Here is a 13,999-nt window from a genome sequence, read left to right on the forward strand (position 1 = left end):
GGCTACGCGTCCCCCGCGCGCCGGGCGCGCACTCCGGCGGCCACCGCCCACCCGAGGCCGCCGCCGGCGACGAGGACCAGGGCGATCTCCGGCAGGATGCCGAGCCGGGTGGCCGGGGTCTCGAAGGAGCGCAGCGGCACCTCCTGGACCAGGGAGTCGGCGACGAACATGCCGGTCCGCCGGCTGATCGTGCCGTCCGGCAGGATGATCGCGCTCACCCCGCTGGTGACCGGCACGGTGACGGTGCGGCTGTGCTCGACCGCGCGGATGCGGGACATGGCGAGCTGCTGGTAGGTCATCTCGCTGCGGCCGAAGGTCGCGTTGTTGCTGGGCACCGAGATCAGCTGGGCGCCGCTGGTGACGGTGTCCCGCACGGTCCAGTCGAAGGCCGCCTCGTAGCAGGTGACCAGGCCGACCCGGGTGCCGCCGAGGGAGAACACGCCCGGTTCGGCGCCGCGGCTGAAGTCCTGGCGGACCATGCCGGTCCAGTCGTCGTTGATCGCGTCCAGCAGGGGGCGCAGCGGCAGGTACTCGCCGAAGGGCTGGATCTGCCGCTTGTCGTAGGTGTCGACCGGGCCCTTTTCCGGGTCCCAGAGGATCTGCTCGTTGAGGAGCCTGCCCTCGCGCTCGACGACGCCGCCGACGGAGATCGGCGCGCCGACGGCCTTGGCTGCGCGGTCGATGACGTCGTGGGCGTCGTCGTTGGTGAAGGGGTCGATGTCGGAGGAGTTCTCGGGCCACAGCACGAAGTCGGGCCGTGGCATCCTGCCCGCCTTCACCTCGGCGGCCAGCCGTTCCGTCTCCCGGGCGTGGTGATCCAGGACCGCGCGGCGCTGGGCGTTGAAGTCGAGGCCCGCGCGCGGGACGTTGCCCTGGACGACGGCGACGGTCGCCGTGCCGTCCTCGGCCTCGTCGCCGACCAGCGGAAGGGCGGCCGCGGCGCCGGCCACCGGCAGGACGACGGCGAGCAGCGCCGTGACCGCGGCGGCCCGCCGGACCGTGCCGGTGCGGCGGCGCCGAAGGACGAGACGGACGACGTCGTGGAGGCCGAAGCCGCACAGGACGACCGCGAAGCCGAGCAGCGGCGTTCCACCGGCCGCGGCGAGCGGCAGGAAGACGCCGTCCGCCTGGCCGAAGGCGATCTTGCCCCAGGGGAAGCCGTGGAAGGGCACGCGCGCGCGTACCGCCTCGCCGGCGATCCACACCGCGGCGGCCCACACGGGCGCTCCCGGCAGCTTCGACACGGCGGCGACGCCGACGCCGACGAGCGCGACGAAGAGCGCCTCGATCGCGACCAGGGCGAGCCAGGGCCCCGGCCCCACCTCCACGCCGGTCCACACCAGCAGCGGCAGCAGGAACCCGAGGCCGAAGAGGTAACCGAGACCGAGGGCCGCCCTGCGGCTCCGGCCGCGCAGCACCCAGGCGAATCCGGCGAAGGCCGGCAGGGCCAGCCACCACAGGGTGCGGGGCGGGAAGCTGACGTAGAGCAGCACTCCGCAGAGCGCCGCGACGGCGGCCGGAAGCAGGCGGCGCAGCAGCCGCGCGGCGCGCGAGGCGGGCGCCGCGGCGGGGCCCACGTCGTCCGACGCGGCCACGGAGGTTGCGGTGACGGTCACTCCCGGAGTGTACGGCGGCGGGCCGGACGGCCCACAGCGCGGGCGGAGCGGAAAACCGCTCGCCGGTCGGTGGGATCTCAGTGGGCCGTGCCGGGGGTGGTCGGCCGCAGCCGGTCCCTGATCACGCGTACGGCCGCCTCCGCGTCGTCGACGGTGACGGTGAACGTGTGGCCGTCCCCCAGCCGCAGCCGCAGCCCCTCGCCACGCCGGACGACGACCGCGGTGCCCTTCTCGGGCCGCCAGCGGTACCCCCAGCCGCCCCAGTGGCGGGGGGTGACGTGCTCGACGAACTCGGCGCCGACGACGTGCGAGAGGGGGATGCGGCGACGCGGCACGCCCATGTGGCCGCAGCGCACCTCCAGGCACTCCTGGTCGACCCGCAGCGCGACGTGCACGAAGGCGAGGGTGCCGAACAGCACGAGCAGTCCGGCCGCGATGCAGCCGACGACGGACATGACGAGCGGAACGACGCCGTCGGTCCAGGGGGAGTCCACGGCCAGTTCGATGCCGAGCGCGAGACAGGCGCAGCCGATCGGCGCCAGCAGCCACTGGACCCGGTTGGTGGCGCGTCCGGTCCAGACGTCGGGGTGCGGGGTGTGCGCGTCGCGGGGGTGGTCCCTCATGTTTCGAGGTTACTCAGCTTTCGCTGCGCGGGGAGGCCGTCGCGCAGCGTGACCGGCGGGCCGGTGGTCCGTGCGTGGCCGGTTCAGTGGGCGGGGCTGGCCGTGGCGAGCAGCCTGCCCTCCTCGTAGGTGAGGGCGGCGGCGGGCAGCGGGCCCTCGCGCCCGCTCAGCAGCACCGTCACCGCGCCGGGCGGCCCGGCCTCGGGCGCGGGGCGGACGCCGAGGCGGCGCAGGGTCTGGGCGGCCACGGCGCCGGCCGAGCCGTGCAGGACGAGCGGAGCAGCGCCGGGCTGGTGCACGGCCGCGCGGATGCGTTCGGCGACCAGCTCGTAGTGGGTGCAGCCGAGGACGACGGTGGTGGTCCCGTCGGGGGTCAGTTCGGCCGCGGCGGCGATCGCGGCGGCGATGGCCGACTCGTCCGCGCGTTCGACCGCCTCGGCCAGTCCCCAGCAGGGCACCTCGGTGACGGCGACGCCGTCGGCGAACTCCTCGATGAGCCCGCGCTGGTAAGGGCTGCCGGTGGTGGCGGGGGTGGCCCAGATGGCGACGGGGCCGCCGCCGGCCGCGGCCGGCTTGATCGCGGGCACGGTGCCGACGACCGGCAGCGCGGGCTCCAGGCGGGCGCGCAGGGCGGCCAGCGCGTGCACGGTGGCGGTGTTGCAGCCGACGACGAGGGCGTCGGGACGGTGCGCGGCGGCGGCCTCGGCGACGGCCAGGGCGCGCCGGGTGAGGTCCTCGGGGGTGCGCGGTCCCCACGGCATTCCGTCCGGGTCGAGGGAGAGCACGAGATCGGCGTCGGGCCGCAGGCGCCGTACCGCGGCGGTGGCCGCCAGCAGGCCGATTCCGGAGTCCATGAGCGCGATCTTCACCCGGCCACGATAGACGATGGGCCCTTCCCGGCCCGCCGGGTGGGGCACACTGCGCGGGTGAGCGCCATCGTGTGGACCGCCGCCGCTTCCCTCCTCGCCTGGCTGTGGCTGCTGCTCGGCCAGGGCTTCTTCTGGCGCACCGACGTGCGGCTGCCGCCGCGCCGGGATCCGGACGCGTGGCCGTACGTCTGCGTCGTCGTGCCGGCGCGCGACGAGGCGGCGGTGCTGCCGTCGAGCCTGCCGTCGCTGCTGGCGCAGGACTACCCCGGCCGGGCCGAGGTCGTGCTCGTCGACGACGGCAGCACGGACGGCACCGGCGACGTCGCCCGCGAGCTGTCGCTGCGGCACGGCGGGCTGCCGCTGACCGTGGCCCGTCCCGGCGAGCCGCCGGCGGGCTGGACGGGCAAGCTGTGGGCCGTGCGGCACGGCATCGGCATCGCCCGCGCGCGGGAGCCCGAGTACCTGCTGCTGACGGACGCCGACATCGCGCACGCGCCGGACAGCCTGCGGACGCTGGTGGCGGCGGCCCGCACCGGCGGCTTCGCCATCGTGTCGCAGATGGCCCGGCTGCGGGTCGACACCCTGTGGGAGCGGCTGGTCGTCCCGGCGTTCGTCTACTTCTTCGCGCAGCTGTACCCGTTCCGCCGCATCGGCCGGGAGGGGGCGCGCACGGCCGCCGCCGCGGGCGGGTGCGTGCTGCTGCGCACGGAGACGGCCGTCCGCGCGCGGATCCCCGACGCCGTCCGGGGCGCCGTCATCGACGACGTGGCGCTCGCGCGGGCCGTCCGCGCGGCCGGCGGGCGGCTGTGGCTGGGGCTCGCCGACCGCGTGGACAGCGTCCGCCCCTATCCGCGCCTGCGCGACCTGTGGCGCATGGTCTCCCGCAGCGCCTACGCCCAGCTCCGGCACAACCCGCTGCTGCTGCTCGGCACGGTCGCCGGGCTCGTCCTCGTCTACCTGGCGCCGCCCGCCGCCCTGGCCGCGGGTCTCGCCGGTGGCGACGCGGCCGCCGCGGCGCTCGGCGGGGCGGCCTGGCTCGTGATGACGGGGACGTACGTCCCGATGCTCCACTACTACGGGCAGCCGCCGTGGCTCGCTCCCCTGCTGCCGTTCACGGCGCTGCTGTACCTGCTGATGACGGTCGACTCGGCGGTGCAGCACCACCGCGGGCGCGGCGCCGCCTGGAAGGGCCGCACCTACGCCCGTCCCGGCGCCGTTCCGGACGAGGGGTGAGCGCCGGGCGGCGTGGGGCCCGATCACTTGCGGCCCGGTGTCCAGTTCATGCCCCAGCCGTAGGCGTGGTCGACGGTCCGCTGCGGGCTGACGCCCCGCTCGGGCACCAGGTAGCGGGCCTCGCGCCGGACGACCAGGTCCGTGCCGGTACGGGTGATCAGCGCGAGGGCGCACACCGGTGAGGGCACGGTGCACTCGTCCAGGGAGAAGTCGATCGGGGCGCCGTGCTGGGGGCGCAGGGTGACCGTGGCGTGCAGGTCGGCGAAGGAGCGGGCGCCCTCGTAGATGGTGACGAAGACGAGGATGCGCCGGAAGGCGTCCTTGTGGTCGAGGTTGACGGTGAGGTTCTCGCCGCTCGCCACGGCGCCGGTGCGGTCGTCGCCGTCGAGGTGGATGTACGGCGGCCGGTGCAGGGAGCCGTAGGCGTTGCCGAGGGCCTGGACCACCCCCTTGCTGCCGTCGGCCAGCTCGTACAGGGCGCACAGGTCGAGGTCGAGGTCCGTGTGCTGGGCGACGGCACGGCCGAGTTTGCCGGTCCAGCCGGAGAACTGCTTGCGCGTCTGCCAGTTGAGGTTCACGTGCAGCGCGCCGGAGGTGCCGCCCTGTTTGGCGAGGGAGACGGAGGGCGCGGTCTTGGTGAGCGTGACCTTGGTCAGCCGGACCGGGGCGGCGGGAGCGGAGGGCGCGGTGGCGGGCGGGGCGGGGGCGGACGGCGCGGCGGCCGTGCGCGCCACCGGAGCCGGGGGCTGGGCCTGGGCCGGAGTCGCCGCGGCCGTCGGGGCCGGCCCGTGCTGCGGCTCGTCCACCGTGATGCCGAAGTCCGTGGCCAGCCCTTCGAGCCCGCTGCTGTACCCCTGCCCCACCGCGCGGAACTTCCACGCGCCCTGCCGCCGGTAGAACTCCCCCAGCACGAAGGCCGTCTCGACGCTCGCCCCGGTGCTGTCGAACCGCGCCACCACCGTGTCCCGGGCGGCGTCCCGGACCTCGATGCAGAGGCCGGGCACCCGGCCGAACGGGCCCCCGTCCGCCGAGGCGGCGACCACCACGGTCTCGACGGCGGGCTCCACACGCGCGAGGTCGACGAGGAGGGTGTCGGTGACGCGTGCGCCGAGGTCGCGCCTGCCCTCGTGCCGGACGGCGCCCGAGGCGTGCGCCGGCTGGTTGTAGAAGACGAAGTCCGCGTCGGAGCGGACCTTTCCGCCGGCCAGGGCCAGCGCCGAGGCGTCGACGTCGGGGACGCCGGGACCGGTCTCCCAGCCCACCTCGACGCGCAGCGCCGCCGTCGGCACCGGAACGTTCGATCCCTTCGGCATCGACATGTTCGTCCCCCTTCATGCCGGGCCCGTCGCAAGGGCCCCAAGACAACTGGCCAACCGCCGGTAACCCCCCGGGAACTGAGGCTTTACACGATCGAGCGGCCGCTCGCCGCCCCTTTTTCCCGAGTTCGCTCGCATTGGGGAGCCCACGTCACCGCCGACACGGAAAACAACCTTCTTATCGGTCTCCCCAACCAGCACATCGTGGGCTTAACTTATGGGCATGACCTCCCCCCGCTCCACCTATGGCGGCGGCTATTACTCCGCCTCCTTCCCGGACACCCCGATCTACGACTCGCTCGTGGCCGAGCGGGGCACCCCGCAGATCGCCCCGATCCGGGTCCCCGCCGCGTACGACGCCCCGAGCAGCCACCTGCCCGCTCTCCCGTCGGCGCTGCCCGCCCTGCCCGCGGCCCCGGTCCAGCCCTCCTACGGCTACCCGCAGCAGCCGCAGCCCGCCCCGCTGCACCAGGCGCCCACCGCGTACATCCCGCAGCAGGCCGCCGCCCCGCGCGGATACCCCGGGCCCCAGCCCCAGCCCCCGCGCCCCGCGGCCCCCGCCGGGTACGAGGCGATGCGTCCGGCGGCCCCGCGCCCCCAGCAGCCCCAGTACCAGGACCCGTACAACAACCAGCAGTACCGCGGCTACTGAGCGGCCCCGACGAGGCGTTGTCGGCGCCGCCTGGCACGATTGCCTCATGGGGAACGCGCAGCTGCAGTCGATTCACGTCCATCCGGTCAAGGCACTGAGGGCTCTGGCGCCCGCGGAGGCCGTCGTGGAGCCCTGGGGTCTGGCCGGGGACCGGCGCTGGGTGCTGATCGACGACGGGGGAAAGGTCATCACCCAGCGCCAGCAAGCGCGCCTCGCGCTGGCCGCCGCCGAGCTCGTGCCCGGCGGCGTCCTGCTGTCCGCGCCCGGCATGGAGCCCTTGACGGTGGCCGTCCCGGAGCCGGTCGGCACGGTCACGCTGGAGATCTTCCGGGACAAGGTGGAGGGGGTCCTGGCCGACCGCGCCGCGCACGACTGGTGCAGCACGTTCCTCGGCGTCGGCGCCCGTCTGGTGCACATGGACGATCCGGCCACGCGCCGGCCGGTCGACCCGGACTACGCGCTGCCCGGCGAGACGGTGAGCTTCGCCGACGGTTACCCCCTCCTCGTCACCTCCACCGCCTCCCTCGACGCGCTCAACGCGCTCATCGCCGAGGGGGAACACGCCCACGAGGGCCCGCTGCCGATGAACCGCTTCCGGCCCAACGTGGTCGTCGCGGGCGCCGAACCCTGGGCGGAGGACGGCTGGCGGCGCATCGCGATCGGCGACGTCTCCTTCCGGGTCCCCAAGATGTGCGCGCGCTGCGTCGTGACCACCACCGACCAGGGCAGCGCCGAGCGCGGCCGGGAGCCGCTGCACACGCTCGGCAGACACCGCCGCATCGGCGGCAAGGTGGTCTTCGGCCAGAACCTGGTGCCCGAGTCCCGCGGCACCATCCGCGTCGGCGACCCGGTCCGCGTCCTCGGCTAGCCGCACCGGCCTCCCCGGGAACCCCCCGCCCTCGTCCGCGCGTTGAACCGTCGCACCGCGTGAGTCGGGTGGGAGAGGGCGGGAAGCGGAGGGAAGGGGGGCCGGCGTGCGGGCGATCGGCGGAATCCGGCGGTGGCGGCGCAATCCGCTGTGCCGCCGAACGGACTTGGCGGAGGCCTGGACGGCGCTGGCCGCCCTGCTGCTGATCCTCGTCGGCGCCCCGGTCGCCGGCGCCCTGGCGGGCGCCCTCGCCCAGGAGTCCCTCCAGGAGTCCGTCCGCGAGCAGCACCGCTCCCGCCACCTGGTGACCGCGACCGTCGTACGACCGGTGGAGCGCTCCGCGCCGCCCGTGGACCCGGAGGCGTTCGTGCGCGACACCCGTACCCGGGTGCTGGCCCGCTGGACCGCGCCGGACGGCTCGGTGCGCAGCGGCGAGGTGCTCACGAGGCTCGCCGCGCCCCGGCCGGGCGACCGCTTCACCACATGGACGGACGGGCGGGGCCACCTCGTCGCCCGCCCGCTGGACCCGGCGATGGCCACGACGCACGCGGTGCTCGCCGGGTTCGGCGTGACGCTGCTGACGGCCGCCCTGGCGGAGGGCGCCAGACGGCTGGTGGTCTGGCACTTGGTCCGCCGCAGATACGCCTGTTGGGACCGGGCCTGGGAGCGGGTGGGCCCGGACTGGGGCAGGACCGGCACCGGCAGCTGACCGCCTTTCGGCCGCGGTCAACCCGTGGTCCGCGCGCACGCTACGGTGGACCGGCCGAACCCGACGTCGGCATCGACCCGCGCGCGAGGGCGCCCGAGGGACGCACCCGAGGGCGAACGAGCCACGTACCACGAGGTGGGGGCACAGCAACGCCATGGCACAGGGCACGGTCCAGGTGACGCACACCGGCACGTCGCGGTGGCGGCGCCGCACGGGTGAGTACGCATCGCTCGCCGCCGCCCTGGAGGCCGCGGCCGACGGCGACGTGCTCACCGTCGCCCCCGGCACCTACCGGGAGAACCTCGTCGTCCAGCGCGCGGTGACGCTGCGCGGCCCGGAGGGCTCGCCCGGCTCGGTGCGGATCGCGCCCGCCGACGGGGTGCCGCTGACCGTGCGCGCCTCCGCGATCGTCCAGGACCTGCTCGTGGAGGGCCAGGACGCCGCCGCGCCCGCGCTGCTGATCGAGGAGGGCGCGCCGGAGCTGAGCGACGTCCGCGTCGTCACCCGGTCCGCGACCGGGATAGAGGTCCGGGGCGGGGCGCGGCCGACCGTGCGGCGGTGCACCGTCGACAACCCGGCGGGCATCGGGATCGCCGTGGTCGACGGCGGGGGCGGGGTGTTCGAGGAGTGCGAGGTCGTCGCGGCCGGGCAGGCGGGAGTCGCGGTGCGCGGCGGCGGCCATCCGCGGCTGGAGCGCTGCCGGGTGCACCACGCCGCGGGCTCGGGGCTGACCGCGACCGGTGAGAACTCCGCGCTGGAGGCCGTGGGCTGCGAGGTCTACGAGGTGCGGGGAAGCGGCGTGCAGATCACCGCCCGGGCCACCGCGCACCTCGCCGACTGCGATGTGCACCGCACCACGTCCGACGGCGTCACCCTCGACACGGACGCCGTGCTCACGCTCGCGGACTGCCGTATCCACGACATCCCGGAGAACGCGGTCGACCTGCGCTCCCGCGCGGTGCTGACGCTGACCCGCACCAGCGTGCGGCAGTTCGGGCGCAACGGCCTGTCGGTGTGGGACCCGGGCACCCGCGTGGACGCCAACCAGTGCGAGATCTTCGACAGCACCGGCGACTACCCGGCCGTGTGGGTCAGCGACGGGGCGACGGCGGTGCTGGACTCCTGCCGGGTGCACGACGTGCCGGACGCGCTGTTCGTGCTCGACCGCGGTTCGCGCGCGGACGTGGTCGACAGCGATCTGTCGCAGGTGCGCAACACGGCGGTGTCGGTGAGCGACGGCGCGACCGCGCAGCTCGACGACTGCCGCATCCGGGAGGCGGCGACCGGGGCGTGGTTCCGCGACCACGGCAGCGGCGGCACGCTGGCCAACTGCACGCTGGACGGCGTGCAGACCGGCGTCATCGTCACCAAGGGCGCCGACCCCACGATCGAGCGCTGCACGGTCGACTCCCCCGCCGAGGCCGGCTTCTACGTGTCCGCGGGCGGCCGGGGCACGTTCGCCGGCTGCCGGGTGCGCGGCAGCGGCGGCTACGGCTTCCACGTGATCGACGGCTGCCGCACGACGCTGCGCAAGTGCCGTACGGAGCGCTGTGCGCGCGGCGGCTACGAGTTCGCGGACGCCGGTCCCGACGCCGGGCCGGGCAGTGGTCCGGTGGTCGAGGACTGCAGCAGCGACGAGAGTGCCGGCGTTCGGCCGCCGGCGGCGCGTGAGACGGCCGTGGAGACGTCGGCGCCGGGGGCGACGCCGGGGCTGCTCGGCGCGATTCCCGGGCAGCGGTCCACCGAGCAGGAGCCGCTCATCGCCGCGGCAGGCTCCGAGCGGCCGGTCCGCTCCTCGAAGGAGGTCCTCGGCGAACTCGACGCGCTGGTCGGGCTGGAGAGCGTCAAGCGCGAGGTGCGCGCCCTGACCGACATGATCGAGGTGGGGCGGCGCCGGCAGCAGGCGGGCCTGAAGGCGGCGTCGGTCAAGCGGCATCTGGTCTTCACCGGCTCCCCCGGCACGGGCAAGACCACCGTGGCGCGGCTGTACGGCGAGATCCTGGCCTCGCTCGGCGTGCTGGAGAAGGGCCACCTGGTCGAGGTGTCCCGGGTGGACCTGGTCGGCGAGCACATCGGCTCCACCGCGATCCGCACCCAGGAGGCCTTCCAGCGGGCCCGCGGCGGCGTGCTGTTCATCGACGAGGCGTACGCCCTGTCGCCCGAGGACGCGGGCCGCGACTTCGGCAAGGAGGCCATCGACACGCTGGTGAAGCTGATGGAGGACCACCGGGACGCGGTCGTGGTGATCGTGGCCGGGTACACCGCCGAGATGGAGCGGTTCCTGTCCGTCAATCCGGGCGTGGCCTCACGCTTCTCACGCACCATCACCTTCGGCGACTACGGGCCCGGCGAGCTGCTGCGGATCGTGGAGCAGCAGGCCGAGGAGCACGAGTACCGGCTGGCCCCCGGGACCGCCGAGGCGCTGACGAAGTACTTCACCGCGATCCCGAAGGGCCCCGCGTTCGGCAACGGCCGCACCGCCCGGCAGACCTTCGAGGCGATGGTGGAGCGCCATGCGAGCCGGGTCGCCCAGCTCGACGAGACGAGCACGGACGACCTGACCCTGCTGTACCCGGAGGACGTGCCGGAACTGCCGTGAGGGCGGCGTCCGTTCAGGACCCCGTCGGCCGCTGGGCGGGCACCTCGGGCGGGCTCAGCCGGTCCAGCAGCCGGTCGCGTTCGTGGGCGAACACCGGGTCGGCCTGGTAGTCGGAGTGCCCGAGGATCGGCGCGGGCAGCGGGTGCAGGTCGGTGCGGCCGTGGGCGAGGGGGTCCTTCAGCGGCTCGCAGTCGACGCGCGGGCCGCCGTTCTCCGGCACCCGTACGGGGCCGCCGATGGGGTCGGTCAGCCGGTACAGGTTGCGCCAGCAGTCGACCTCGTCGTGCAGGGCGGCGAGCGACTCGGGCCCGAAGTGGGCGGGGAACCAGCGGCCGTACAGCCGCTCCAGCGGGGAGCCGTACGTCAGCAGGGCGACCCGCTTGCGGACGGCGTGAGGCAGCTGCCAGGCCGTTGCGGCGGCGAGGACGCTGCCCTGGGAGTGGCCGGAGATGACCAGCCGTCCGCCCGTGGCGCGGGTCCAGGTGGCGACCCGCCAGGTCAGGTCGGGCACCGCGCGCTCGGCGTAGCAGGGCGGTGCGAAGGGGTGGGCGGCGCGCGGCCAGAAGGTGCCGACGTCCCACAGGATGCCGATGGTGCGCCGGGCGGAGGCGTCCTGGTAGGCGCGCCGGCCCAGGGTGACGAAGATCAGGAAGCCGATCCCGATGAACCAGGAGCCGAGCGCCTGGGCGGTCTCGGCCGCGCCGTGCACCAGCGGATGGGCGCCCCGGGCGGCCTGGCTCGGGGTCTCCCCCGAGGTCATGCCGCCGATGAGCGCGGCGGCGCCCAGGGCCGGCGTCACCGCGCAGACGACGGCGACGAACAGGGGGCCGCGGTCGGTGAGCGTGGCCATGGCGCGGACGCGGGCAATGACGCGGGTGCGCTCGGGGTTCCTGGCCTCCTCGGCGTACTCGGCCTCGACGGCGGCGCGCTCGGCGCGGGCGAGCGCGCGGGTGCGCCATGCCTGCCAGGCGGTGAGGAGCAGCAGGACGGCCAGCAGGGGCGGGATCACGGACGCCTGCCAGGTCAGCAGGACCGGGGCGCCGGGCAGTCCGTCGCCGGTGCCGTCCAGCCAGTCGGCGACGCGCTGGGACAGGCCCCCGGTCATCACTCCGCCGAGGGCGCAGGCCAGCAGGGCGACGGCGGGGCCGGCCAGTCCCCGCATGGCGGTGCGGTCGCCGGGGAGCCGGCCGGTGCGGTACAGCAGGTGGGCGATCACCGCGAGGACGATCACCAGCAGGCCCTGGACGAGGGCGATGCCGCCGAAGGCCGCGTCGCCGGGCAGTCCGTCGGCCGAGCGCCATTCCGGGCGGTCCCAGCCGGCGTACGGCAGCGCGAGGGCGAGCAGCAGGAGCGCGGCGGCGGGCAGCCGGCGGACGACGGCGGGGTCGTCCCCGCGGTCGAGGCGCCGTTCGCTGCGTCCGCGTCCGCAGACGACCGCGACCACGGTGATCGCGCAGGCGGTCAGCGCCGCCTGCAGGAGGATGCCGAGCGTTTCCAGGGCGGCGGGGCCGCCGGGGTCGCGGTCGTGGGCGGCGGCGGGGAGGGTGAGGGCCGCGGCCACCGTCAGCAGGCCGGCCGCCGTGTGCGCGCCGCGCAGCCGGGCCACCAGCCTGCGGCCGAACCAGAAGCCGGGGCGGCCGAGCGCCGTGGGGCTGGTGTCGTCGGCCTCGGCGCGGGCGACCGGCTGCTCGGACTCGTAGGTGCGCCAGGTCCGCCGGGAGAGGTACCACAGCAGGGCCACCAGGGCGGTGGGGACGGCGGCGGCGAGGGCGAGTCTGCGGCCGGGCGGGCTCCACCAGCCGCCGCCCGACGCGGTGGGCGACGCGAAGCGCAGCCAGGTGTGCGCCTCGGCGCACGCGCGCGTGCCCGCGCACTGCCAGGCCGTCAGGTCCATCGCGACCACGCAGGCCGTCGCGACCAGCAGCACGGTCAGGCTCAGTCCCACGAGCCGCACCAGGGCGCCGTAGAGCCGTACCGTCCCCTGCCGGCCCTTGGCCGAGGGGCGCATCCAGTGGGCGAGGTTGACGACCATGAACGGCAGGAGCAGCAGCCAAAGGGCGCGTGCGCCGTTGCCCGAGGTGAGGTTGCACCAGACGTACGCCTCCGGCACCGGCCGCCCGTCGCGGCGGGCGCCCTCGGTGCCGTCCGCCTCGACGTCGTCGGCGCGGCGGAAGACGGCCGCCGTGTCGTCGCCGGAGACCCGCACCGTGCGCGGGTCGTCCAGCATGTGCTCCGGTGTGGCGCCGCCCACCCCGTGCACCAGCAGTTCCAGGGCGGCTCCGGTGTCCTCCGGCCGCTCGACGGGGCCGCACGCCCCGTCGTCCGCGGCACGTTCCCGTACAACGTCCACTTGTCGCTTCCCCCGTGACGCACCGTCGGCTGAGTGTCCCGCAACGGACCGCGCGGACCGCGCGGTCACCAGGATCCCGGCTGCGCCCATGATGCACACCCCTCGTCACGGAATCTCCCCGTTCCGTGTGACGCACCGGCAACGATGCGGACACGTTCTTGTCATGTACGCGACGGGGCAGGCGGTGGCGCGGCCCCGCGCGTGCCGTGCGAGGATGGGACGCCCATACCGCCGGACCGGGGAGAACGTCCTCGTCGCAGCGGGTTCACGGGTCTGCCGGACGGGTCGAGGAAAGGACCGGAGCGTTACGTGAGCGAGAATCAGAACCTCCTCGCGGAGCAGCGGCGCGCCCTGATCCTGGACGAGGTGCGCCGCCGGGGCGGCGTCCGCGTCAACGAACTGACGCGCAAGCTCGGCGTGTCGGACATGACGATCCGCCGCGACCTCGACGCGCTGGCCCGCCAGGGAGTGCTGGAGAAGGTGCACGGCGGCGCGGTGCCGGTGCTCGAGGCCAGTACCCATGAACCGGGCTTCGAGGCCAAGTCGGGCCTGGAGCCGACCGCCAAGGAGGACATCGCCAGGGCGGCGGCCGAGCTGGTCGCGCCGGGTTCGGCGATCGCGCTGTCGGGCGGTACGACGACCTACGCGCTGGCGCACCGGCTGGTCGACGTGCCCGACCTCACCGTGGTGACCAACTCGGTGCGGGTGGCGGACGTCTTCCACGCCGCCCAGCGCTCCTCGGGGCAGCGGCAGGGCACGGCCACGGTGGTGCTGACCGGCGGGGTGCGCACGCCGTCCGACTCGCTGGTGGGGCCGGTGGCCGACCAGGCGATCGCGATGCTCCACTTCGACGTGCTGTTCCTCGGGGTGCACGGGATATCGCCGCAGGCCGGCCTGTCCACGCCCAACCTCGCGGAGGCCGAGACCAACCGGCGGCTGGTGCAGTCGGCGCGGCGGGTCGTCGTGGTCGCCGACCACACCAAGTGGGGGACGGTGGGGCTGAGTTCGTTCGCGGCACTGGACCAGGTGGACACGCTGGTGACGGACGCCGGGCTGTCGGCCGGGGCGCGGGCGGAGATCTCCGAGCACCTGCGGCGCCTGGTGGTGGCGGGCGAGGAGGAGCCCGGGGCCGACGGCGCCGAGGAGGCCGAGGAGGCCTGACGC

At 75.2% G+C, this 13,999-nt stretch carries 11 protein-coding genes; 6 read left to right on the forward strand and 5 right to left on the reverse strand.

The genetic code is table 11. From position 1 onward, the window contains the following. Positions 1 to 2: 2 nt before the first annotated feature. The 3 genes from lnt to ACZ6KF_RS10365 all read right to left on the reverse strand — a co-directional run bounded on the left by lnt (position 3) and on the right by ACZ6KF_RS10365 (position 3,108). Entirely contained in the window at positions 3 to 1,616 is a 1,614-nt protein-coding gene (gene lnt, locus ACZ6KF_RS10355) for an apolipoprotein N-acyltransferase (protein WP_469177906.1), read from the reverse strand. A 77-nt stretch (positions 1,617 to 1,693) separates the two neighbouring features. Then, on the reverse strand, positions 1,694 to 2,239 hold the full coding sequence (locus ACZ6KF_RS10360; protein WP_356630187.1) for a hypothetical protein: 546 nt from the start codon (positions 2,237 to 2,239) through the stop codon (positions 1,694 to 1,696). 83 nt (positions 2,240 to 2,322) lie between these two features. Continuing rightward, entirely contained in the window at positions 2,323 to 3,108 is a 786-nt protein-coding gene (locus tag ACZ6KF_RS10365; protein ID WP_356630189.1) for a glutamate racemase, read from the reverse strand. 57 nt (positions 3,109 to 3,165) lie between these two features. Between ACZ6KF_RS10365 and ACZ6KF_RS10370 the strand changes: the two genes are divergently transcribed. Further along, positions 3,166 to 4,341 carry a glycosyltransferase gene (locus ACZ6KF_RS10370; protein WP_469159395.1) on the forward strand — a complete coding sequence of 392 codons (1,176 nt, stop codon included), beginning with the start codon at positions 3,166 to 3,168 and terminating at the stop codon, positions 4,339 to 4,341. Between the two features lie 23 nt (positions 4,342 to 4,364). Here ACZ6KF_RS10370 and ACZ6KF_RS10375 read toward each other — a convergent pair whose 3' ends face one another. After that, positions 4,365 to 5,654, reverse strand: coding sequence for a TerD family protein (locus ACZ6KF_RS10375; RefSeq protein ID WP_356630415.1), 1,290 nt, complete (start codon positions 5,652 to 5,654; stop codon positions 4,365 to 4,367). Positions 5,655 to 5,880: 226 nt separating this feature from the next. On the opposite strand from ACZ6KF_RS10375, the gene ACZ6KF_RS10380 reads away from it, so the two are divergent. From ACZ6KF_RS10380 to ACZ6KF_RS10395, 4 genes are all read left to right on the forward strand, one after another. Continuing rightward, positions 5,881 to 6,309, forward strand: coding sequence for a DUF6643 family protein (locus ACZ6KF_RS10380; RefSeq protein ID WP_356630193.1), 429 nt, complete (start codon positions 5,881 to 5,883; stop codon positions 6,307 to 6,309). Positions 6,310 to 6,355: 46 nt separating this feature from the next. After that, positions 6,356 to 7,177, forward strand: a complete 822-nt coding sequence (locus tag ACZ6KF_RS10385) for an MOSC domain-containing protein (protein WP_356630195.1) — start codon at positions 6,356 to 6,358, stop codon at positions 7,175 to 7,177. A gap of 106 nt (positions 7,178 to 7,283) precedes the next feature. Next, on the forward strand, positions 7,284 to 7,886 hold the full coding sequence (locus tag ACZ6KF_RS10390; RefSeq protein WP_469238059.1) for an Rv1733c family protein: 603 nt from the start codon (positions 7,284 to 7,286) through the stop codon (positions 7,884 to 7,886). 154 nt (positions 7,887 to 8,040) lie between these two features. Further along, a complete protein-coding gene (locus tag ACZ6KF_RS10395) occupies positions 8,041 to 10,485 on the forward strand; it encodes a right-handed parallel beta-helix repeat-containing protein (RefSeq protein ID WP_356630199.1) in 2,445 nt (814 codons plus the stop codon). 13 nt (positions 10,486 to 10,498) lie between these two features. Here ACZ6KF_RS10395 and ACZ6KF_RS10400 read toward each other — a convergent pair whose 3' ends face one another. Beyond that, entirely contained in the window at positions 10,499 to 12,835 is a 2,337-nt protein-coding gene (locus ACZ6KF_RS10400) for a hypothetical protein (protein WP_469159397.1), read from the reverse strand. A gap of 309 nt (positions 12,836 to 13,144) precedes the next feature. Between ACZ6KF_RS10400 and ACZ6KF_RS10405 the strand changes: the two genes are divergently transcribed. Next, positions 13,145 to 13,996 carry a DeoR/GlpR family DNA-binding transcription regulator gene (locus tag ACZ6KF_RS10405; RefSeq protein WP_469159398.1) on the forward strand — a complete coding sequence of 284 codons (852 nt, stop codon included), beginning with the start codon at positions 13,145 to 13,147 and terminating at the stop codon, positions 13,994 to 13,996. Positions 13,997 to 13,999: the final 3 nt, after the last annotated feature.

It is taken from the genome of Streptomyces sp. NPDC046379, from assembly GCF_055587785.1.